This is a genomic window from Nitrospira sp. (genome assembly GCA_029194665.1).
Taxonomy (GTDB): domain Bacteria; phylum Nitrospirota; class Nitrospiria; order Nitrospirales; family Nitrospiraceae; genus Nitrospira_D.
Genome location: JARFXO010000007.1, coordinates 118,819 through 143,012 on the forward strand (window position 1 = coordinate 118,819; position 24,194 = coordinate 143,012).

Annotated in this window: 4 protein-coding genes; all 4 read left to right on the plus strand. The window is 59.1% G+C overall.

The genetic code is table 11. From position 1 onward, the window contains the following. Positions 1 to 4: 4 nt before the first annotated feature. The 4 genes from P0119_20410 to P0119_20425 are packed head-to-tail and all read left to right on the plus strand — an operon-like array spanning position 5 to position 24,121. Positions 5 to 7,894: an amino acid adenylation domain-containing protein gene (locus P0119_20410; protein MDF0668418.1), complete on the plus strand. Its 7,890-nt coding sequence runs from the start codon at positions 5 to 7 to the stop codon at positions 7,892 to 7,894. Positions 7,895 to 7,906: 12 nt separating this feature from the next. Further along, positions 7,907 to 15,814, plus strand: a complete 7,908-nt coding sequence (locus P0119_20415; GenBank protein ID MDF0668419.1) for an amino acid adenylation domain-containing protein — start codon at positions 7,907 to 7,909, stop codon at positions 15,812 to 15,814. Positions 15,815 to 15,824: 10 nt separating this feature from the next. Next, the gene (locus tag P0119_20420; protein ID MDF0668420.1) at positions 15,825 to 16,895 is read left to right on the plus strand and encodes a TauD/TfdA family dioxygenase; all 1,071 of its coding nucleotides are present in this window, start codon (positions 15,825 to 15,827) and stop codon (positions 16,893 to 16,895) included. 2 nt (positions 16,896 to 16,897) lie between these two features. Continuing rightward, positions 16,898 to 24,121, plus strand: coding sequence for an amino acid adenylation domain-containing protein (locus P0119_20425; GenBank protein ID MDF0668421.1), 7,224 nt, complete (start codon positions 16,898 to 16,900; stop codon positions 24,119 to 24,121). The last annotated feature ends 73 nt before the right edge of the window (positions 24,122 to 24,194 follow it).

Below are 24,194 nucleotides of genomic sequence, written 5' to 3' on the forward strand. Positions count from 1 at the left end.
CGGAGTGGCGAAGTCAGCATTACCCGACCATATCAACTCGATCTATCCTCTCTCTCCGATGCAGGAGGGGATGCTGTTTCATACGCTCATGAATCCCGGCACCGGGATTTATCTGATGCAGAACCGGTATCTCCTCGAGGGCGACCTGAATTATGACGCGTTTGTGCGAGCGTGGGATGTGGTGCTCGACCGACATCCGGTGCTCCGAACCTCGTTCCTGTGGAAGAACCAAAAGCGTCCGCTGCAAGCGGTGCACAAACGGGTGGACATGCCGATCGTATCGATGGATTGGAGAGGCCAAACACGTCCTGAGCAGATCGCGAGGTTGGACGCCGAGCTCGAAACCGAACTTCGTGAAGGGTTCGATTTCGCAAAGGCGCCGCTCATGAGGCTGTGGCTGATCCGGCTGGCGGATGACCGGTACCAGTTCGTGCACAGCTTTCACCATATTCTCCTCGACGAATGGTGCATCTCCCTTCTCTTGATGGATTTCCTCGGTCACTATGGATCGCTGGTGCGGGGCGAGCGACTCACGCGAGCGAGACCGCGTCCCTATCACGACTACATCGCCTGGTTGCAGAAACAGGACATCACTGCTGCGGAATCCTTCTGGCGGGGGTACCTCAAAAACTTCCCCACGCCGACGCCGCTGCCTTACGACCGGCTGCCGGAAGGCCTTGCCGACCAAAACGAAGACGCCGCGGATCATTGTTTGCACCTGAGTGCCGACACCTCGGCGACGCTCGTGGATCTGGCCCAGCGGCATCGCCTGACGGTGAACACATTCTTCCAGGGGGCCTGGGCGTTATTGCTCAGTTACTACAGCAGCGAACGTGAGGTCCTCTTCGGCGTGACGGTGGCCGGCCGTCCCACCGAATTGCCGGGCGTTGAGTCGATTCTTGGTCTGTTCATCAATACTCTGCCGCTTCGAATCTCGATGCAGCCGGACCGTCCCCTGATGGACTGGCTGAAGGACCTGTTGGCCGAGAACGTGCGCGTGCGGCAGTACGACTATGCGCCGCTCGTTCAGGTGCAGCGATGGAGTGAGGTGCCACGGGGAGAAGCACTGTTCCACAGCCTGTTCGTCTTCGAAAACGCGCCGGTCGATCGGGAGCTTTGCGAGGGACGGATCATATTCAAGGGCGAAGAGGAACAGTACCGAGTCCACACGAACTATCCCCTTACCGTCATGGGATGGCCGGGACGAGAATTGGGACTCAAGATCTCCTACGACAAGCGGCTGTTCGATGCAGATACGACCGGCCGCATGATCAGGCATTTCAAGACACTGCTCGAAGCGATGGCGGAACAGCCGACCGCTCGGCTCGTCGATCTGTCGCCGCTCAAACAGGATGAGCGGCGACAACTGTTGACCGATTGGAATCCTGAGGTCGTGGCTGCCGGCGAGGAACAGTCCGAAAGCCTGCCGAGGCTGTTCGAGGAACAGGTCGAGCGTCGTCCGGATGCGGTGGTGGTTGAATGCCTCGAAGAGAAGGCGACGTATCGTGAACTGAATCGGCGGGCCAACCGAGTCGCACATGCGTTGGCCGAAGCGGGGGTGCAGCCGGATACTGTCGTGGCGCTGCTGGATGATCGCGGTATCGATCTCTTGACGATGATGCTCGGAGTCTTCAAGGCTGGCGGCGCCTATCTGCCGATCGATCCGCACCACCCCGTGTCGCGTCTCACACAGATTCTGAAGCTGAGCCGTTCCTCAGTCGTACTCACGTCGCAGGATTATCTCGCGCGACTGCAAGAAGCGGTCGTGCAAATCGATGAGGCGTCTCGCCCCCGGCTCATGCCGATCGAACGGATTCTCGACGAAGCCGGTCGTGAAGATAATCCCGGCGATCGAGGACAATCCGAGCATCTGGCCTACGTCATCTATACCTCCGGTTCCACCGGAGTGCCGAAGGGAGCGATGGTCACAAGGCGCGGCATGCTCAACAATATCCGGAGCAAGGTGTCGGGGTTGGCGTTGGGGCCTGCCGACGTCATCGCGCAGACCGCCTCGCAATGTTTCGACATTTCCGTCTGGCAGTTCCTGACGGCGCTCACGTGCGGAGCCAGGACGAGCATCGTGCCTGACGATACATCACGAGATCCATTTCAGCTACTCACGCATCTTGAACGGGCGGACATCACGATTCTGGAAACCGTCCCGGCTCTCCTCCAGGGCCTGTTGGATGCGGGATCGGAGGCGGGCTTCGACGGCGCACCTCGGCTTGAAAAGCTCCGATGGGTTCTGCCCACCGGCGAAGCTTTGCCGCCGCCGGTGTGTCGCCAGTGGTTGGCCCGGTATCGGTCAATACCATTATTGAACGCCTATGGGCCGGCTGAATGTGCCGACGATGTAGCCGTCCATCCTATCCTTGAGCCACCGACGGCCGACATGACGCATATGCCGATCGGATGCCCGATCGAAGGGATCCGTCTGCACATTTTGAACGTCTGGTTGGAGCCGGTGCCGCCGGGGGTTTCCGGGGAGTTATATGTGGCAGGGGTCGGGGTCGGCCGTGGGTATTTGCAAGACCCCTCTCGGACCGCCGAAGTCTTTCTGCCGGACCGGTTCGGATCCGAACCGGGGGCACGGATGTACCGGACCGGTGATCTGGCCCGTTATCGACGGGACGGAGCCATCGAATTCGTCGGACGCGTCGATCAGCAGATCAAGCTACGCGGGTTCCGGATCGAATTGGGCGAAATCGAAACGCATCTGTTGGCGAGTCCGCTCGTGCGGGAAGCGGCCGTGTTGCTGCATACCGACGCGCGGGGCGAGAAACGATTGGCAGCCTATCTCGCCGGTCATGAAGAAGGAGGCCTGAACGTTTCGGCATTGCGCGACCTCTTATCGTCGCAGCTCCCCGAGTATATGGTGCCGACGGCGTTCGTGCCGGTACCGGCGTTGCCGCGCACACCAAACGGCAAGATCGATCGCCTCGCGTTGGCGGCGTTGGATCTGGGCGATCAATTCGCCCGTTCCTATACGGCGCCGCGTACGGCGACGGAGGAAATTCTGGCAGGCATCTGGTCCGATGTGTTGGGTGTCGAGCGAGTCGGCGTGCACGACGACTTCTTCGAGTTGGGAGGGCATTCGCTGCTGGCAACGCAGATCATGTCGCGGCTCCGCAGCACCTTCCACGTCGAGCTGTCGCTGCGGATCGTGTTCGAGGCCACGAGTGTCGCGGCCTTGGCCGCAGCCGTAGACCGCGCGTGGAAAGATGGCGCAGTCATACAGGGACCTCCGTTGGTACCGGTCGCCCGCACCGGTCCGCTGCCCGCATCCTTCGCGCAGCAGCGTCTCTGGTTCCTCGCGCAACTGGAGCCGGACAGCCCCTTCTACAATCTGCCAGCAGGGTTCCGTCTGCGGGGGAAATTGGATGTGGACCTGTTGACGGCCGGTCTCAATCAAGTCATCGCGCGGCATGAAGCGTTGCGGACGGTGTTTCATCAGACCGATGGGCAACCGACGCAGGTCGTGCTGTCTTCGATGATGGTCGAGATTCCCGTCGTCGATCTCCGCGAGATCCCCGAAGAGCAGCGGACGGTCGAGCTGACCAAGCAGAGCGAAGCGGAGGCCCAGCGAATATTTGATCTGACCCACGGTCCGCTGGTGCGCGCACGGGTGTGGCATATCGGAGAAGAGGAATACGTGCTGCTGATGACCCTGCATCATATCGTCTCCGACGGCTGGGCGATGGATGTCTTGATCAGGGAATTGGTGACGTATTACCAAGCGGGTGTCTCAGGACAGCCGGCTGCGCTACCGCCGTTGCCCATCCAGTATGCCGACTATGCGGTCTGGCAGCGTGACTGGATGCAGGGGGCCGTTCTGGAGACTCAGCTGGCCTATTGGAAAGACCGCTTGGGGGATGCGCCGGCCGCATTGGAGTTGCCGACCGATCGGCCTCGCCCAAGCGTGCAGACCTATCGCGGCTCATGCTGCGAGTTTATGGTGCCCGGCGAGTTGGTGCAGCAAATCACGGCCCTCAGTCGCCGGCACGGCCTCACCCTCTATATGACATTGCTCACCGCGTTCACTGCGTTGCTGCGCCATTATAGTGGCCAGACCAGCATTCTGGTCGGTAGTCCTGTCGCGAACAGACTCCGAATCGAGGTGGAAGAGCTGATCGGGCTCTTTGTCAACACGCTCGTGTTGCGAACGGATATTCCGGACAACCCGCGCTGGATCGATCTGTTGGATCGGGTGAGAGGAGAGGTTTTGCGGGCTCAGTCTCATCAAGATCTTCCCTTCGAATATCTGGTGGACGCGCTGCAGCCGGAGCGGAACTTGAGCCATTCTCCGCTCTTTCAGGTCATGTTCACGCTGCAGACGCCGGCGGATCAATCCATGGAACCCCCGGGACTTCGGGTGGACAACATGGAGATCGAGCCGGGTACCACGCTCTTCGACCTGTCGCTGGACATGGTGCTCGAACCTGATCGGTTGTCCGGTTCCTTTGAGTACAGCACCGACCTGTTTGCCGATGAAACCATCGCGCGCATGGTCCGACACTTTCAGGAATTGTTGAGGCAGATCGTGCTGAACCCTGAAGCTCGCGTGAGCGCACTGGGCCTGTTGAGTCAGGATGAGAGCAGACACGTACTTGAGGATTGCAATAAGACGACTGCGCCTTATCCACGCGAGTCCTGCCTCCATCACCTGTTCGAGGAACAGGCCCGACTCACTCCTGATGCCATTGCGATGGTGTGGAACGGCGCGTCGTACAGCTACCGGTTTCTCAATGAACGAGCCAATCAGCTTGCCCGTTATCTCAGATCGCAGGGCATCGCGATGGAAAGTCGCGTCGCGCTGTGCATGGAACGCTCGCTGGAGATGGTCGCTGGGCTGCTGGGGATTCTCAAAGCCGGAGCCGCCTATGTGCCGATGGATCCCCTGTATCCCCGCGAACGACTCCGTTTCATGATCGAGGACAGCGGCGCGCAATTGGTGCTCACGCAACAGCAATTCCTCGACAAGTTTCAAAACCGGACGGTTCCGATCATTGCGCTGGACGAGAGTTGGCCTTCCGTCGCCGCTTTATCCGACATCGATTCCCGGTGGCATACCACACCGGAGAACCTGGCCTATATTCTCTACACCTCTGGGACGACCGGCGAACCGAAGGGCATTGAAATCTCCCACCGAGCGTTGGTCAATCATAGTACGGCCATGGCGAGGCATTACGGTCTTCAGCCGACCGATCGTGTGCTGCAATTCGCTTCGATCAGCTTCGATGTGGCGGCGGAGGAATGCTTTCCCACCTGGGCGGCCGGGGCGACGGTGGTGTTGCGACCCAACGAGTCGGTCCCGGCGTTCGCGGATTTCGAGCAGTTCATCGCGGACCACGGCCTCACCGTGTTGAACTTGCCGACGCCGTACTGGGCCGAATGGATTGAAGCGATGGAACAGACCGACACAACGCTTCCGCACGCGATCCGTTTGGTCATCGTGGGGAGTGAGAAGGCTCTGCCGGAGAGCCTGGTTCGGTGGCAGCGCCTGGCCGGTGCCCGTATCGCCTGGTGCAACTCCTATGGACCGACCGAAACCACGATCACGGCGAGCTACTTCATGCCGGAGCGACAGAAGGATTGGAGTGCGGCATCGACCGTGCCGATCGGCCGACCGATTGCGAACGTGCAATTGTATGTCCTCAATCCTGCCTTGCAGCCGGTTCCGATCGGGGTGGCGGGAGAGCTCTACATCGGGGGCGCGGGAGTGGCCAGGGGGTACCATCGGCAGCCGGCCCGAACGGCCGAACAGTTTATCCCGGACTGTTTTAGCCGTGAACCGGGGGCTCGCTTGTATCGGACGGGAGACCGGGTTCGACGGCTGGCGGACGACAATCTGGAATTCCTCGGTCGATACGATGACCAGATAAAGATTCGGGGGTTCCGGGTGGAACCGGCCGAGATTGAGTTGTGGCTGAAGCGACATCCGGCCGTCAAGGATGCGTTGGTCCTCCAGGAATTGAACGAGCAGCCTGGTGGGGCACGAAGGGGAGAGTCGCGATTGATGGGCTGTGTCGTTCCTCGGATCGACAACGCCACGACGGCGCAGGATCTTCGGAGCTTCCTGGCCGAACGTCTGCCCAGATATATGATTCCCGCCGCCTGGATCTTCCTCGATACCTTACCGCTGACGTCGCGTGGGAAGGTGGATCGTCAGGCGCTGAGAGCTCTCGCCGGACGGATTCAGAAAACGGAACCGGTGTCGGCTCCACTCCAGACCGATACCGAGCAGGCGATTGCAGACATTTGGAAAGAGATTCTCGGCCTCGAAGCAGTCGGTCGGCACGACAATTTTTTCGATCTCGGCGGCGATTCCATTGCAAGTCTGCAAGTGATTGCCCGGGCTAAACAGGTCGGACTGCTGTTTAGCCCTCGTCAGATCTTTCAATACCAAACAGTGGCAGAGCTTGCGGCGGTCGCCGGACGGGAAGCAGTGGTTGCGCTGGAAGCGGAGCAGGGAGCGGTCACCGGCGAGGCGCCATTGACGCCCATTCAACGCGCGTTCTTTGAATTGCCGCTGGTCAATCTTCACCACTGGAATCAATCGGTTTTGCTGGAAGCCAAAGAGCCGCTCGTGGAGTCCGCCTTGGAGGCTGCGGTGACGGCACTCATCGCTCACCATGACGCGCTACGGCTTCGATTCGTGCAGACGGATGACGGTTGGCGCCAATCACACGCGCCGATTCCGCAGGGGCCGCTCGTCTGCCGTGTGAATCTCGCCGCGCTCTCCGACTCGGAACGCCGTGCAGCGTTCGAAGCGCAGGCCACGCAGTGGCAGGGGAGTTTACATATCTCGGAAGGGCCGCTCTTGCACGTGGTCTGGTTCGAGATGGGGGACGGTTTGTCTGATCGGTTGCTGATTGCGGTGCATCACCTTGCGGTGGACGGTGTTTCCTGGAGAATCCTCTTGGAGGATCTGCAGACCTTCTACCGGCAGGCCGTGGAAAACCGTCCTATACAATTGCCGCCCAAGACGACTTCTTTCCGCCAGTGGGCCGAACGGTTACGGCGGTATGCCGAAACCGAAGTCACGAAAGATCTGCCTTCCATCTTCTGGCCGACGACAGCGGGAGAGAGATCGATCGTGCTACCTGTCGACGATCCAACCGGCAGTAATCGGGAGGCCGCCTCCGAGACGCTGACTGTGTCATTGGACGAACGGGATACGCAGGCGCTGTTACATGATGTCTCTGCCGCATATGGAACGCAGATCAACGATGTGTTGTTGACGGCGTTGGCCCAGACCCTCGGCTGGTGGATCGGTCTCGATCGTGTGACGGTCGATCTTGAAGGGCATGGGCGGGAGGATTTGTTTCCAGAACTGGATATCTCGCGCACGGTCGGGTGGTTCACCAGTGTTTTCCCGGTGACCTTGGACGTGACACGTTCGGAGTCGCCCGGAGAAGCGCTTAAGTCGGTGAAAGAACAACTGCGGAAGATCCCAGGCCATGGTATCGGTTACGGCATCGTTCGGTATCTGACGAAGAACGGCCTCGACTCAGCTAGGGCACGTCCTGCGCCGCGGGTTCCGGTGGGATTCAATTATCTCGGACAGTTCGATGCGGTCGCCACGGAAGAGTCGGCTTTCGTTCTGTCTACAGAATCGGTCGGCAAGGAGCAGGATCCCCGCAATCCGATGGAATATGAACTGGATATCAATGCGTCGGTCGTGAACGGATGCCTGGAGGTCATGTGGACCTACAGCCGCGAACGCTATCGTTCCTGCACGATCACGTCCCTGGCAACGGCATATCTATCAGACTTGCGCAAGTTGATCGCCCATTGTCTGTCCACCGACGCAGGCGGCTACACGCCGTCTGATTTTCCGGATGTGGAATTGGAACAGGACGCGCTGGACGCGATCTTGGAGCAAATGAACTGACTTGGAGCGGACATGAGTAAGAAAAAGGATATCGAGTCGATTCATTATCTCTCTCCCCTGCAGGAAGGACTGCTCTTTCATGCCGTGTCCGACGCGGATGCGGATCCCTATTTCACGCAGACCGGCTTCGTCATCGACGGAGATCTGGATCTCGACCCGTTCGAGCAGGCCTGGCACAAGGTGATGGAACGTCACCCAATCCTCCGCACCGGCTTCGTCTGGGACGGCGTCAAACAGCCTATGCAGGTTGCGCGGCGCGACGTGCGGGTTCCGTTGCAGCTGCTCGACTGGCGGGACCGTCACAGCCGTCAGCGGGACGAAGCCCTGGCGCAGTTTCTGCGTGAGGATCGCCGGAAACCGTTCGATCTGCTGACGCCGCCTATGATGCGGCTCACGCTGATCCGGATCGAGGACAATCGCTGGTATTTCATCAACAGCCACCACCATATTTTATTGGATGGTTGGAGTGTGGCACTGCTGCTGCGCGAAGTTGTGATCTGTTATGAGGCGCTCGCCCATGGTCGGCAACCGGTGCTGCCACCAGTAAGGCCCTACGCAGAGTATTTAACTTGGCTGGGGAGCCGCAATCTTGAGTCCGCCGAGATGTTCTGGCGGAACGGCCTGGCGGAATTTTCGACACCGACCGCGTTGCCGCTGGAGATGCCGCAACGCGTGGCTTCCGACGAACTGAAATCCCTGCCGTACGCGGAGCAGGAAGTGCGACTGTCGAAGGCGGAAGTCGAAACATTGACCACTGTCGCCAAACGCCGCCGCCTTACATTGAACACCTTGGCGCAAGGGGCATGGGCGATCCTGTTGCACCGCTGCACGGGGGATCGAGAGGTGCTGTTCGGCGCGACCGTCTCGGGCCGACCGGCGGAACTCCCCGGGTCGTACGTCATGGTCGGATTGTTCATCAACACGCTGCCGGTTCGGGTCACGCTGCCTCCTGATGCGAAACTGGAGGACTGGCTTGCTTCGCTACAGGAACAGAATAGCCTGCTGCGGCAATACGAGTGGACGCCTTTGTCACGGATTCAACGCTGGAGCGACACACCGGGCGGGCGGTCGTTGTTCGACAGTATCATCGTGTTTGAAAACTACCCGGAAGATGAGAGTGACACGGATCAGCTCGGTTTGCGGATCACTCCTTTGGCTTCTCACCGGCAAGGTGCCGAGTATGTTCTGACTGCCGGTCGCAACAACTATCCGTTGTCACTGATGGTGGAGCCGGCCGCGGAGGTACGGTTGATTCTCTCCTATGCGCGCGAGCGATTTGCCCATGGAGACATCGCGCGCCTCCTTGGTTATTACCGCACGCTCTTGATGGCGATGGCGGAACGGCCGGAGGTCCGGCTGGCCGAACTGTCTCCGTTGAACGAGGCGGAGCGTGGCCGGCTGCTGATGGATTGGACCCGCACCACGGTTCCCGTGAGGAGCGAATGTATTCATGAACGGATTGCACGAGTTGCGCACGAACGATCCGATGCCGTGGCCGTGGTCTATGAGGGCCAGTCCTTGACCTATGGAGAACTGGACGCCCGGGCGAACCGGCTTGCGCAGTACTTGCAAAAACTCGCGGTCGGTCCGGACCTGAGGGTCGGTCTCTGTGTGGAACGATCGCTCGACTTGATTGTGGGATTGCTCGGGGTGCTCAAAGCAGGTGGTGCGTATGTGGCGCTCGATCCCAAGCTTCCGAAAGAACGTCTGGCTTTTATGCTGTCAGATAGCGGTGCGCGAGTGGTCCTCACGCAGACCGCATCCCGCGACCTGTTCAGCGATTCGATGTTGCGGCAAGTTTATCTGGACCGCGATTGGCCGGAAATCGTGGCTGGGACTGATCAGCCGTTGCGGCGGGACGTGCGGCCGGGGAACTTGGCCTACGTCATCTACACCTCCGGTTCGACCGGACGGCCAAAGGGAGTTGCCGTCGAGCATCGCCAGGTCGTTAATTACGTCTCCGGACTTCTGGATCGCCTCTCGCTTGATCAGCAGGCCAGTTTTGCGACCCTGTCCACGGTCGCGGCCGATTTGGGCAACACCTCGATTTTCGGTTCACTCTGCTCCGGTCGCACGCTTCACCTGCTGTCGGTCGATCGGGGGTTCGATCCCGACGCCGTCGCGGACTACATGGCTGGCCACCGGATCGACGTGTTGAAAATCGTGCCGAGCCATCTGGCTGGCCTGTTGGAAGCGGGGAGGCCGGAGCAGGTGCTTCCGCGGCGCTGCCTGATCCTCGGCGGGGAAGCCGTTCATCCCAGTCTTGTCGAACGGATCCGAAGGCTCGCACCGGGCTGCGAGGTCATCAATCACTATGGCCCCACCGAAACAACGATTGGCGTGTTGACTCATCAAATTGACTCGAACGTGGACCGGCCTGCGGCTATTCCTATCGGACGACCCTTGCCGAACAGCCAAGTCTACATTTTGAATCCGGACGGTCAGCCGACTCCGGTTGGAGTTTCGGGCGAGCTGTATATCGGCGGCTACGGGCTGGCGAGAGGTTATCTCGATCGTCCGGACCTGACTGCGGAGCGGTTTGTGCCGAATCCCTTCAGTGGCGGAGGCGGGCGGCTGTACCGCACCGGTGACAGGGCGCGGTATCGACCGGACGGCACGGTTGAGTTCCATGGCCGTGCGGACCATCAAGTAAAAGTGCGCGGATTCCGGATCGAGTTGGGAGAAATCGAAGCGCAGTTGAGGGCCGATAGCCGATTGAAGGATGCCGTCGTGATCGTGCGCGAAGCAGCCGACGGCACGAAGCAGCTTGCAGCCTATGTGGCGGCGCCGGCCGACCTCGACGTGGACTCGTTGCGGGCTCGTCTCGTGGTCCATTTGCCGGACTATATGATTCCCTCGACCGTTACCGTGATGGAAGCGCTTCCCCTGACCGCCAACGGCAAGCTTGATCGAGCGGCGCTTCCTGACCCCGAACAGGCACAGACGCCGCAGCGTGACGCCTACGCCGCTCCACGGAACGACGTCGAAACGACGCTCGTGCAAATCTGGGCCGACGTTCTCCACCTGGATCGCGTGGGAATCCACGACAACTTCTTTGCGATCGGCGGGGATTCGATCCGCAGCCTCCAGGTCGTCGCGCGCGCACACAAATCCGGCATCAAGCTGACGCCGAAACATCTATTTGAGCATCCGACGGTCGCGGCCGTGGCGGCGACTGCGCGTACTGAGGTTACCGGAGTGTCTGCGACGCAGGATTTTTCACTGAGCGGGCTTGAGCCGATCGAGATCGAGGCGCTATTTCCTGACAGGAGCGCAATCGAGGATCTCTATCCGTTGACGCCGATGCAGGAGGGCATGCTGTTCCATACGCTGTTGAATCCCGGTTCCGGGATTTATCTCATGCAGCAACACTACACGTGGAACGGGCCTTTGAACCTCGAACGGCTTGTCGAGGCCTGGGGGTGGGTCATCGACCGGCACCCTATTTTACGCACGGCCTACGTGTGGAAGGATCTGAAGCGGCCGCTGCAGGTCGTGCAGCGACGAATCAATCTCAACGAAGCCGTTCACGTGCTCGACTGGCGAGGCTCGTCCGCTGCCGACCAAAAAGATTGTCTCATCCGCACGCTCGAGATGGAATTGACCACTGGATTTGACATGAGTCGGGCGCCGCTTATGCGGATTCGATTGATCCGGACGGGCGAGGAGTCGTACCACATCGTCAGAAGCTTCCATCATATCTTGACCGACGACTGGTGTTTTTCGATTCTGATGATGGAAGTGTTGTCGTACTACGAGGCCTCGCTGAAGGACCGCTCGGTCGACTTGCCGTCGCCGCGCCCCTATCGCGACTACATCGCGTGGCTCCAGCGCCAGGATCTTGGCGCGGCGGAAACATTCTGGCGCAAGGAGCTGGAGGGATTCGGTGCTCCGACTTCTCTCGGCGTCGAGCGTCTGTCGTCGTTTCGCCAGGAAGCGGTCTCCGAAGTCGGCGACGAGTTCGGTGAACTGTCGGAACCGGTGACTGAACGGCTGACCACGCTCGCTCAACAGCAGGGGCTGACGCTGAACACGTTCTTGCAGGGCGCGTGGGCGCTGCTCCTCAGCCGCTACAGCGGTTCCGACGATGTCGTGATGGGCGTGACCGTGGCCGGGCGTCCAACGGAGCTCGAAGGCGTGGAATCCATCGTCGGACTGTTCATCAACAGTCTGCCGTTACGGGTTCGCATCACGCCGGACAGCTCGGTGCTCGGATGGCTCAAGAGCCTGTTGGCCGACAATTACCGCATCCGGCAATACGAATATCCACCGCTCGTCCAGATCCAGCAGTGGAGCGAGATCCCTAAAGGACAGGCGCTGTTCAAGAGCCTGGTCGTCTTCGAAAACGCCCCGAACGACCCGCGGCTTGGAGAGCAAGTCGGCGACGTGAACCTTGAGTTCGACCATGACCGTGTTCACACGAATTACCCGGTGACGGTGGTGGCATACCCAGGTCCGCGATTGGGCATGCGCCTGTCATACGACCGATGGTTGTTTGAGCCGGACGCAGTGCGTCGGATGGTAAGGCATTTGACGCACCTGCTTGAGGCCATGGCGATGCAGCCGGAGACATGCCTTTGCGATCTGTCTCTCTTGAGTGCCGAGGAACGCAGGCAATTGCTCGTGGAATGGAACAAGACAACCGGAGCGCGACCGGAAGAGAGCGGATTCGCCGAATTGTTCGAGGCTCAGGTGAGGCGGACTCCGAATGCAGTTGCGGCGATCGACGATGAGCGGAGGATGACCTATCTGGACTTGAATCGCGGTGCGAATGGGGTCGCTCACGCATTGCGCCGGCGCGGCGTCGGACCGGACCAGATCGTGGCGCTGCTTCATACTCGCGGCATCGACTTGTTAATTATGATCCTCGGCGTCCTGAAGGCCGGCGGCGCCTACTTGCCGCTGGATCCTCATCATCCGCCCGCCAGGATGGCGCAGATTCTGGGAACCGCCCGCGCGATGCTGTTGCTGACGGTACGAGCGCATACAGCGTTGGCCGAAGCCGCCGTTGCCATGACTCCGGAATCCGCGACACAGCTTGTTCTGTTGGATCCCTTGATGAACGAAGCAGACGCCGACGACGATCCGCCGCGCCTGGGCACCTCCGCGAATCTGTCCTATGTCATCTTCACCTCCGGTTCGACCGGCACTCCGAAGGGTGCGATGGTGGAAGAACGAGGAATGGTCAATCATCTGCTCAGCAAGATTCCCGCGCTGGGCCTGTCGGAATCCGATGTTATTGCGCAGACCGCGTCACAGTGTTTCGATATCTCGGTGTGGCAGTTCCTGACCGGTCTGCTTTGCGGCGCCTGCATTCGGATCCTGCCTGACGACCTTGTGCGCGACCCACAGCGGCTTCTCCGCGAGATCGAACGGTCCAAGATTACGGTGTGGGAGGCGGTGCCATCGCTCCTTGTCGCCGGACTCGATGGGCCGGTCGTACCCTTGCCTCCGCTACGGTGGCTGCTAGCGACTGGCGAAGCGGTGACCCCGGAGTTATGCAGGCTCTGGTTCAGCCGGTATCCGTCGATTCCCTTGATGAATGCCTATGGCCCGGCGGAGTGTTCGGACGATGTCGCGGTGCATGCGGTGACCGGTGGCCTTCCCGAGGGCACGACCCACGTACCGATCGGCCGGCCGATCCCTCATCTTCGGCTCTACGGGTTGGACGGGAGCGGAGAGCCGGTTCCTTTCGACGTGGCTGGTGAACTCTATATCGGCGGGGTGGGCGTCGGGCGTGGCTATCTCAACGATCCCGCGAAGACCGCAGCCGCCTTCGTGCCGGATCCGTTCTCAACCGAACCGGGCCTGCGTCTGTACCGCAGCGGCGATCTCGTGCGGTTCCGCTCCGACGACAGGCTGGAGTTCTTGGGACGGCGTGACCATCAGGTCAAGATCCGTGGCTATCGCATTGAGTTGGGAGAGATCGAAGCGCGGATCGTGCAGCATCCACAGGTGCGGGAAGCTGTCGTGGCGATCAGGGAAGACCGGCCGGGAAACAAGCGCTTGATTGCCTACGTCGTCGGCAGGAGCCCTGCGTGCGACGCCGCAACCATCCGATCGTTCGTGGCCGAAGCGCTCCCGGACTACATGGTTCCTTCCGTCGTGATGTTCCTGGACGCGCTGCCGATGACGCCGAACGGGAAGATCGATCGGAAGGCCTTGCCGGTGCCGGGTGACGATCAACTGTCGCCGCGCGACGGGGCCCCGGGCACCGCGACCGAAGAGATTATGGCCGGGATCTGGGCCGAGATTCTCGGCCTCAAGCACATCGGCGTCCACGAGAACTTTTTCGAGCTGGGCGGCCATTCTCTCCTCGCGACGCAGGTTGTATCACGGGTTCGCTCGGTCTTTCATATTGAATTGCCGTTGCGCGCTTTATTCGATCATCCCACCGTTGAAGAGTTTGCTGCTGCTGTCGATGGCTCTGTGGCAGCAGCAGAAGGCAGACAGCTTCCGCCTCTTGTGCCTGCGCCGAGAATCGAATCCATGCCGTTATCATTTGCGCAGCAGCGGCTCTGGTTTCTATGGCAGCTAGCGCCGGACAGTCCTATGTATAACGTTCCCGTGGCTCTGCGAATCACCGGCGCCTTGGATGAAGCGGCGCTGGGAAACAGTTTCTATCAATTGGCGTGCCGCCATGAAGTATTGCGTACAACGTTTCCCATGAGCGGAGGTCAACCGATACAGGTCATCGCCCCGGAACCCATACATTCGATGTCTGTATCCAACCTCAGGCATCTGTCGAAGGATGAACGCGAGGCAGTGGTTCAATCACTGACGCGGGAAGAAGCACGCAAGCTCTTTGATCTGTCGAGCGGACCGTTATTGCGCGTGCGCTTGTTGCAAATAGACGACCAGGAACAGGTCCTGCTCGTCACCATGCACCATATTATTTCAGACGCTTGGTCAATGACCGTCCTTATCGATGAGATAACGAAGTTATACGCCGCATCTGTGACCGGACAGGCATGCTCGCTATCGCCGCTGTCGGCGCAATACGCAGATTATGCGATATGGCAGCGGACATGGCTGGAGGGAGATGTACTGGAAAGACAATTGGCGTACTGGAAACAACAGTTGAAAGATGTTCCCGTGGTTGCCTTGCCGACAGATCGGCCGAGACCAGCTGTCCAGACGTACCGAGGTGCCATCCATTCAATGAGCATATCTCATGGTGTGGTGGACCAGCTCAGGACCTTGGGGCGAAGGCGTGGGGCGACGTTGTTTATGACCCTCCTGACTGTCCTGAAGGTGCTGCTTCGATATGAGACCGGTCAGCGGGACATCGTGGTGGGGACCGACGTGACCAATCGCAACCTGCTCGAAGTCGAAAACCTCATAGGCTTCTTTGTCAATCAAATCGTGCTGCGCGTGGCCGTCGATTCTACGCTCTCATTCCAAGAGCTGCTTGATCGGGTTCGTGATGTGACGCTGGCAGGGCATGCCCATCAGGATGTACCGTTTGAAATGCTGGTCGCTTCCCTCAATGTGAAGCGCGAGCTTCAGTATTCACCCTTGTTTCAAATCAAACTGATCCTGCAACACGCCACTCCACCTGCAGACGAGCCTCCTGGCTTGGCGCTCAGCGTCATCGACAATGAAAAGACAACCGCCGAATTGGATGTGTTACTCAATTTTGAAGAGAGCGCCGATGGATTGAGCGGATGGTTTGAGTACAACATCGATCTTTTCGATGGCGCGACCATCGCTCGACTTGCGGGGAATTTCTCGGCGATTGTCGAGCAGGCTGGAACGAATCCCCATGTCACCGTTGAAGAAATCGAACGCATGCTGGCGGGGCGTGACAATCTCCAGCGAACCAGAATGCGACAAGAGCGTCACGAAGCGACCAGTAGGAGTCTCAAGAGCATCAGGCGAAGGGCAATGAGCCCTCCCGTAGAAACCTCCCAAGCATGAGGACCGATCGATGAACGATTCAAGTCAGAAAACCGAGACCATGCCAAGATTGAAAGGCATACGCCGGAAGGCCATCAGCTTATCCCAGGAGCGCCTTGTGACGGCGGAACCGCTTCTCCCCGAGAAAGTGCTTCCATTGCTGGTTCAGCCAACTGTAACAGGACTCAGCCTAGTGGGCTGGGCCGAGCAACAACGGGAATGGGTACAGACGCAGCTTCTGTGTCACGGTGCCATCTTGTTTCACAACTTTCACGTCAATGGGGTCACAGACTTTGAGCAGTGTGTGACCGCCCTATCCGGAGGTGCGCTGGAGTACCGTTTTCGGGCCTCACCGCGCACGCAAGTGGGTGCGAATGTGTATACGGCTACCGACTATCCGCCTGACCAGAGCATTTTCCCCCACAACGAGCACGCGTACTCTCCGGTCTTTCCGCTTCAGCTGTTCTTCTATTGCGCCGTTCCGGCGCAGAACGGCGGAGAAACTCCGATCGGGGATACGCGCGAGGTTCATCGGAATATCGATCCAGAAATCAAGCGACGATTCCTCAAGAAGCAAATCCTGTATGTGCGTAATTATGGCGACGGTTTCGGCCTTCCATGGCCGACGGTCTTTCAGACCGAGGATAGATCTCAAGTGGAGGCATACTGCCGAAGCGTGGGAATAGAAGTGGAATGGAAGACAGGGAATCGACTGAGGACCAGGCAAGTGGGACCGGCCGTCATGCGCCATCCACGAACCCAGGAGCCCATTTGGTTCAACCATGGAACATTCTTCCATGTCTCCACATTGGAACCAACCATACGAGAAGCGCTTCTGAAAGAATTCAGCGAAGAGGATTTGCCTCAAAACACATACTACGGAGATGGGCAGCCGATTGAGCCGGACGTTCTTGAACAGCTTCGGTCGATCTATCAGGAAGCCATGGTTGTGTTTCCATGGCAACAGGGGGATGTCTTGCTATTGGACAACATGCTGACCCTTCACGGGCGCAGGCCGTATAGCGGACCGCGTAAAATCTTGGTGGCGATGGCGGAAGCCTGCCGCGGAGCCGATCTTCGCCTGGCGGCAGAGGAGGTGTGATCATGTCATGGAGCGACGCACCGAATAGTATGGTCCAAGGGTATCGCCTGTCACCCCAACAAGAGCGTGTGTGGTTGTTAGAGCGCGGTGCGCCGTCAACACGTCTTTTTGCCCGATGTCGCGTCATGCTCGAGGGCTCGCTTGATGCAGCGGTGGTGAAAATGGCGCTTGAGGACATTCTGCAACGTCATGAGATTCTCCGCACCACACTCCAATGTATTCCGGGCACGACGTTGCCGGTGCAGGTGATCGCAGAACAGGGCTTGTTGTCGTATCAGGAGTATGATTTGACGGGACGGATGCCTAGTGACCAGGAGCGTCAGATCGAAACGCTCTTGCAAGGATTGCAAGAGGAACGGGCCGATTCGATGCGCAGCTCGTCGATGCTTACGACCTTGATAAAGCTCAGTGACGTCAAGCATCTGTTGATGATCGACTTGCCCGGCTACTGTGTAGATGGGGTGACATTCAAGAATCTCATCCGCGAACTCGAAGCAACCTACGAGGCCTATGCTCAAGGCATCGGTGCTGTTCTCGATGATCCGTTGCAGTACGCGGACTTTGCGGAATGGCAGCACTCGTTATTGTCGGATGAAGCGGGACAGGTTGGGCGTACGCATTGGCGCAAGCAGGCGGAGGCGATCGTCGGTCCGCTTGGAAATCGGTTGCCCTTCGAGCGGGCGCTCAGCGACGGTGTGAATCTCACTCTCAAGCGAATACCCATTGCCATATCGAAGCAGTGCTTGGCTCAAGTCGATTCCCTTGTCGAACAGAAGGCGAGTTCAAGCTCGACGTTTTTCTTGGCATGCTGGTGCATCTTGATCCAACGGCTCATCGGACAAGAAGACATCGTGGTTGGTGTGGCCTGTGACGGCCGGACGCATGACGAAATGCGGGGTGCCTTCGGGCCTTTTGCAAGATACCTCCCGGTGTTGACCGGTCTAGATCAGAACCTCCCATTCAGCACGGCTCTCGAGCGGCTCCAACAAGCCGTGGTTGAAGCTCATGAATGGCAAGAGTATTTCACGTGGGAGGACATCCAGAACGCGACAATACGCGGCGATGGTTCTTACTTTCCATTCTGTTTCGAATTCGAGGAAGAACAATCATTCTGCTCGAATGGCACGCTTTCATTCCGAATCGAGAGCAAAGAAACGTACCTCGATCGATTCAAAATTCGACTCGTCTGTCATCAAAAAGACGGCTTCATCGATGCCATATTGCAATACGACGAATCGTGCTATCCGGATGAAGCGATGGCATGCCTTGCGAAACAGTTGGAGACGCTTGTGAGTCAAGCTGCATGCCAACCAGAGGCAGCCATCGGCGACATCCAGACATTGGGCGAGATGGAACGCCACCAAGTGTTGCACACCTTCAATGTCGGTCCCCCTCAAGAGCGGGGCGATCAATGCCTGCATCACTTATTTGAGGCACAGTCCGCGCATACACCGGACAATATTGCTCTGGTATATGAAGAGCAATCAGTCACGTATCGTGAGCTTGACGGGCGGGCCAACCGATTGGCTCACTATCTGAAAAGTCAGGGAGTTGGACCTGAAACAGCGGTTGGGATTTGTGTAGAGCGCTCCCCGGAATTGATCGTGGGGCTACTTGGGATTCTCAAGGCAGGCGGGGCCTATGTACCGATTGATCCATCGTATCCGAAGGATCGAAGGGACTATCTCCTCCACGATTCACGCGCTCCCATTCTGTTGATTCAGAATCGGTTTCGGGAGGAATTCCTTGGAACGCCGGTCTCCATCGTGAGTATTGATTCGGAGACTCAGCCATTCGAGGAATACAGCGGGCTGAAACCATCGACTCATGAGACTCCGGACGGAGTGGCCTATATCATCTACACGTCGGGTTCGACCGGGCGCCCCAAAGGTGTGCTAGTCACTCATCGTAACGCGGTTCACTCTACAAGGGCACGGCTCGCGTACTACAAGAAGCCCGTAACCAACTTTCTCTTATTGTCTTCGTTTGCGTTCGATAGCTCGGTGGCGGGAATTTTTTGGACGTTGAGCCAGGGTGGCAGGCTCTGTCTTGTCCGGGAGGGAGTTCAGAAGGCTCCACCTGAACTCGGGGCATTGATCGAGTATGCGCAAGTGACCCATTTGTTATGTTTGCCCTCGCTGTATTCCGTCTTGCTTGAACAAGTGCCCGTCGCACAGCTGACCTCGCTTCAGACCATCATTGTCGCGGGAGAATCCTGTCCGAAGGACTTGGTGGCTAGACACCAAGCAAATCTCCCTCTTGCGTTGCTTTTTAATGAGTATGGGCCGACGGAGGGGACCGTTTGGAGCACAGTACATCGGACCAGTGTTTCGGATGAAGGAGCAACCGTATCGATCGGCCGACCGATTGCCGGGGTGAGGATCTACATCTTGGATGCCCGCATGAGACCTGTGTCTATCGGCATGCTGGGTGACTTGTACATAGCCGGAGAGGGACTGGCTCGTGCCTATCACGACCGGCCGGACCTGACTGCGGTGAAGTTTATTCCAGACCCCTTTTCTCCAGTAGAGGGTGGCCGGTTGTATCAAACCGGTGATCTGGCTCGCTATAGACCGGACGGCACTATCGAGTTCGCGGGGCGGAGTGACCAGCAGGTAAAAATTCGCGGCTACCGCATCGAGCTGGGCGAGATCGAAGCACGACTTCTCGAACACCCTGCAGTGCAGGACGCCATCGTCCTAGCGCGCGAAGCTGGGACGGGGGACATGCTCATGGTGGCGTACGTCGTTCAGCGGGAAAAGGCCCAGGATACGACTGCCTTGCGAAAATTCCTCAAGGAGCGTCTGCCTGAATACATGATTCCGTCGGCGACGGTCGTGTTGACAGGGTTTCCACTGACGCCAAACGGGAAGGTCGACCGCAAGGCGTTGCCGATGCCGGATGTGACCGGGCAATTGGCGCATCAATATGTCGCGCCTCGATCGCCGACAGAAGAATTGTTATGTGGGATTTGGGCGAATGTGTTGCAGGTGGCGCAGGTGGGTGTTCACGACAACTTCTTTGATTTAGGCGGACACTCCTTGCTGGCGACACAGGTGATGGCGAGGTTACGTGATGTGTTTCGCGTAGATCTGCCGATGCGAGTCTTGTTCGAGACTGCAACAGTGGCCAAACTGGCCGAAGCCGTGGAATCGGCCAGCCGTCTGGACGGAAGCATGGACGCGCGGTCGATCTCGCGAGTGGAACGTGACGGACCGGTTCCGTTGTCCTTCGCCCAGCAGCGTCTCTGGGTGTTGGCGCAACTGGAACCGGATGGGGCCTCCTACAATTTGCCGATCGCGCTGCGGCTGTCAGGGACGCTGGATGCTGCGGCCCTGGAACGGAGCGTCAATGAACTGGTCCGTCGGCATGAAGTGCTGCGGACCACGGTGTCTCTGTCGGACGGACAACCGGTACAAATCGTGGCGCCGTCATCGGCGGTGGCTGTCCCCGTTGTCACGCTCGATCATTTGGATAAATCCGAAGGGGACGCGACTGTATTGCGGCTTGCGACGGCCGAAGCCCAGCGTCCCTTCGAGTTGGCCTATGGCCCCATGCTTCGTGTCACGCTGCTTAAACTCGACGCGGAGGAACACGTCCTTCTCTTGACGATGCACCATATCGTGTCCGACGCGTGGTCCTCGCAGATTCTGGTGCGGGAAATGACCGAGCTGTACATTGCTCAGGTTCAAGGCAGACCGGCGTCGCTGCCAGAACTGCCGGTTCAATACGCGGATTTCGCGATCTGGCAGCGACAATGGTTGTCCGGTGCGCGATTGGATCGCCAAGTCGATTACTGGAAGGAACGCTTGGCCGGTGGGCTCGAGCCGCTGAATCTTCCGGTGGATCATGCGCGACCTCCGGTCCAGACCTCCCGCGGCGCATCGCTGACTCTCTCGTTGTCCCCTGAATTGTCTTCGGCGATGATCGAGCTCAGCCAGCGCGAGGGTGTGACGCTGTTCATGACCCTGCTGGCGGGGTTCTATGCGCTGCTGTTCAGGTATACCGGCCGGACGGACCTCATCGTCGGGTCTCCGATCGCCAACCGCACCCGTAGCGAGATCGAAGGGCTCATCGGTTTCTTCGTGAACACGCTGGCGTTGCGGGCCGACCTGTCGGGAAGGCAGACGGTCCGCGAGCTCCTCGCGCTGGTTCGACAGGTCTGCCTCGGCGCCTACACCCATCAGGACGTGCCGTTCGAAAAACTGGTCGAGGTGCTGCAGCCGGTGCGCGACGTCAGCTACTCGCCGATCTTCCAGGTCATGTTCGAACTGCAAAACGCCCCTGCATCGGAACTGGACATCCCTGGACTTCACATCGGTACAGTGGATGTGGAACCGCTGACGGCAAAATTCGATCTGACGCTGACGCTGTGTGAAACCGAAAGCGGCCTGACGGCATCGATGGAATACAACACCGATTTGTTTTCCACCGACAGCGTCATGCGCATGCTTCGGCACTATGAATTGATTCTAGGAGACATGGCTGCGAGGTCCGAGGCGGCGATCGAGGAATTGCGCCTGTTGACCGACGAGGAAGAGCAGCGCTTGTTGACGGACTGGAACGAGGGACCGAGTTTGCAGGTGCCGGACGGGTCTTTTTCTCAATTGTTCGAGGCGCGGGCGTCGAAGACTCCGGACAGCATCGCGGCCGTCTGGCTGGATCGCCGTGTGACCTATCGCGAGTTGAATCGCCGGGCCAATCGAGTGGCCCACGCGTTGTTGCTCGAAGGAGTGAAGCCAGAAACGGTCGTGGCGCTCTTGGGCGACCGAAATTTGGACTTTCTCGCGATGCTGCTGGGAATTCTCAAGGCGGGGGGTATCTATCTGCCGCTCGACGCGGGGCACCCGGATCATCGGTTGGCGCATATGCTCGGCGAAAGCCGTGCGCCCGTGCTGTTGACCACGGAGGCGTATCGGCAGCGTGTGAAACCGTTGACGGAAGGGGTTGCAGAGAACGCAAGGCCGGTTCTGCTGACGATAGAGGAGATTCAGTCGTCAGTGGAACGGGACTGCAATCCCGGTACGCCGTGGCATGCCGCGCAATCCGTCTATGTGATCTATACTTCCGGCTCCACGGGAATGCCCAAGGGAGCGATGGTCGAGCATCGAGGGCTGCTCAATCACCTGTGTGGGAAGGTGACGACGCTTCGGCTGACCGCTGCCGACGTGATCGCTCAGACTGCGTCCCAGTGCTTCGATATTTCCGTCTGGCAATTTTTGACCCCGCTCTTGTGCGGGGGACGCGTCTGCATCGTTCCCGACGACATCGCTCATGACCCGGTCCGGCTTTTGCGCCACGTGGAAGAGGCTGGCGTCACGGTCCTCGAGACCGTGCCTGTGTTGCTGCAGGGCATGCTCGATATGGCAACCGATTCGGATGATTGTAATCCGGAACTCAACAAGCTGCGGATGGTTCTGCCGACCGGAGAGGTGCTGTCCGGGCAACTGTGCTGCCGCTGGCTCGCCCGCTATCCGGCCATTCCACTGGTCAATGCCTATGGTCCGGCGGAATGTGCGGACGACGTGGCTCTGCATCAGATTATCGAGAGTCCGGACGGGGAGGCCGCCTCTATGCCGATCGGCAGGCCGGTGCCCAATCTCGAGCTCTATGTGCTGTCATCGTCTCTCCAGCCGCTGCCGGTCGGAGTGGCGGGAGAATTATGTGTGGCGGGAGTCGGCGTTGGGCGGGGATACTTGCGTAATCCGGCCAAGACGGCCGAAGTATTCGTGCCCCATCCCTTCGCGAAAGAGCCGGGCGCCCGTTTGTACCGGACCGGCGACATGGCCCATTATCTGTCGAACGGTGTCATCCAATTTGTCGGCCGGATGGATCATCAGGTCAAAGTGCGGGGGGTCAGGATTGAACTGGGAGAAGTCGAGTCACAACTCCTCGCCCATCCGGACGTGCATGAGGCCGCGGTCGTCACCAGGAAAGATGCCAGAGGAGACAAACGGCTCGTCGCCTATGCGGCTGGACCTGTGTCCAGTGAAGCGCTTCGCGAGTTCTTGCGCGGGCGATTGCCTGATTCTATGGTGCCGTCCGTCATCGTCGTGCTGGAGTCGCTGCCCCGCAACGCCAACGGCAAGCTCGATCGCCGTTCATTGCCTGAACCTGCCGGCCGGGATCCCCGACAGACGCTCGTTGCACCCCGCACGGATATGGAAACAAGGTTTGCGCGTGAGTGGGCGGAGGTGCTCGGCCTGCCGCAAGTGGGAATTCACGACAACTTTTTTGATCTCGGTGGTCACTCGTTGACCGCGGTGCAGCTTGTGTCCCGTATTCAACGGATGATCGGAAATCCGATCGCGCTGCTCGACCTTTTCCAGGCTCCGACGGTCGCGGGTTTGGCGCAACGGATCTCCGGTCAATCCGACATAGCGTCCTCTCCGTTCGTGGTGCTTCAAGCTGGGCGCGAGGGCTCGCCGCTCTTCTGCTTCGATCCGACCGGAACGCACGTCTCTGCCTATCAATCACTTGCCTACGCGTTGGGTGAAGACCGGCCCGTCTATGGATTGCCCTTGAGTTGGATTTTCTCTGAACCGTGGAGTGCGCTGTCGATGGACCTGATCGCCGCACGCTACGTAGCAATTATCCGTGAGCGGCAACCGGAGGGGCCGTATCATCTGCTCGGATGGTCCAACGGAGGGTCTATCGCCTTGGCCGTGGGGCGACTGCTCGAGCAACAGGGGCAATCCCTCGCATTTCTGGGCATTTTGGATACACAACCCCAGTCGGAATCGGAGCCTGCGGCCTCGGTCGGTGAGGAGCTTGACCATTATATACAGGGCGATCGCAGGGAGACCTTCCTCGCTTTGCCCGAGACCGAGCGGAAGGCGTTGAAGGATGAACTGGCGCAGTTGAACGAGGAACAACGGGTGGAACATGCGATCGGATGGGCTCAAGCCCGCAAGCTGCTGTCTAGCGAGGAGTCCGATGCGTCCGTCGCCGCTCTGAAGGTGGCCTATGCCATGGACCGGGAGACGGTCAGGATTCTGAACGCTGTGATGCAGAATCCCTTGCGGGCGCCGATTCATGCCTGGTGGACCAGCGCAACTCTAGGCAGGTACGGAGGACCGCCGGTCGACTGGACACGATGCACGAGCGGCCCTGTGGAAATCGGAACGACCCTCGGTGAACACACGGATGCGGTTCGGAGCATTCAGGTCCACCAGCAGATCGGTGAAATTTTGTCGCGATTCGAGAGAGTCTCGCAGCGTCGCTGAAGGCAGGTCCGTTGCGTAACGACGAGCCGACCGCGAAGGCACGATGGCGCCGTGGGAGCACGAAAGGAGCCAT

Coding starts and splice junctions, on each gene's coding strand:
- P0119_20415 (MDF0668419.1), top strand. CDS start 7,907: ATGAGTAAGAAAAAGGATATCGAGTCGATTCATTATCTCTCTCCCCTG.
- P0119_20420 (MDF0668420.1), top strand. CDS start 15,825: ATGAACGATTCAAGTCAGAAAACCGAGACCATGCCAAGATTGAAAGGC.
- P0119_20425 (MDF0668421.1), top strand. CDS start 16,898: ATGTCATGGAGCGACGCACCGAATAGTATGGTCCAAGGGTATCGCCTG.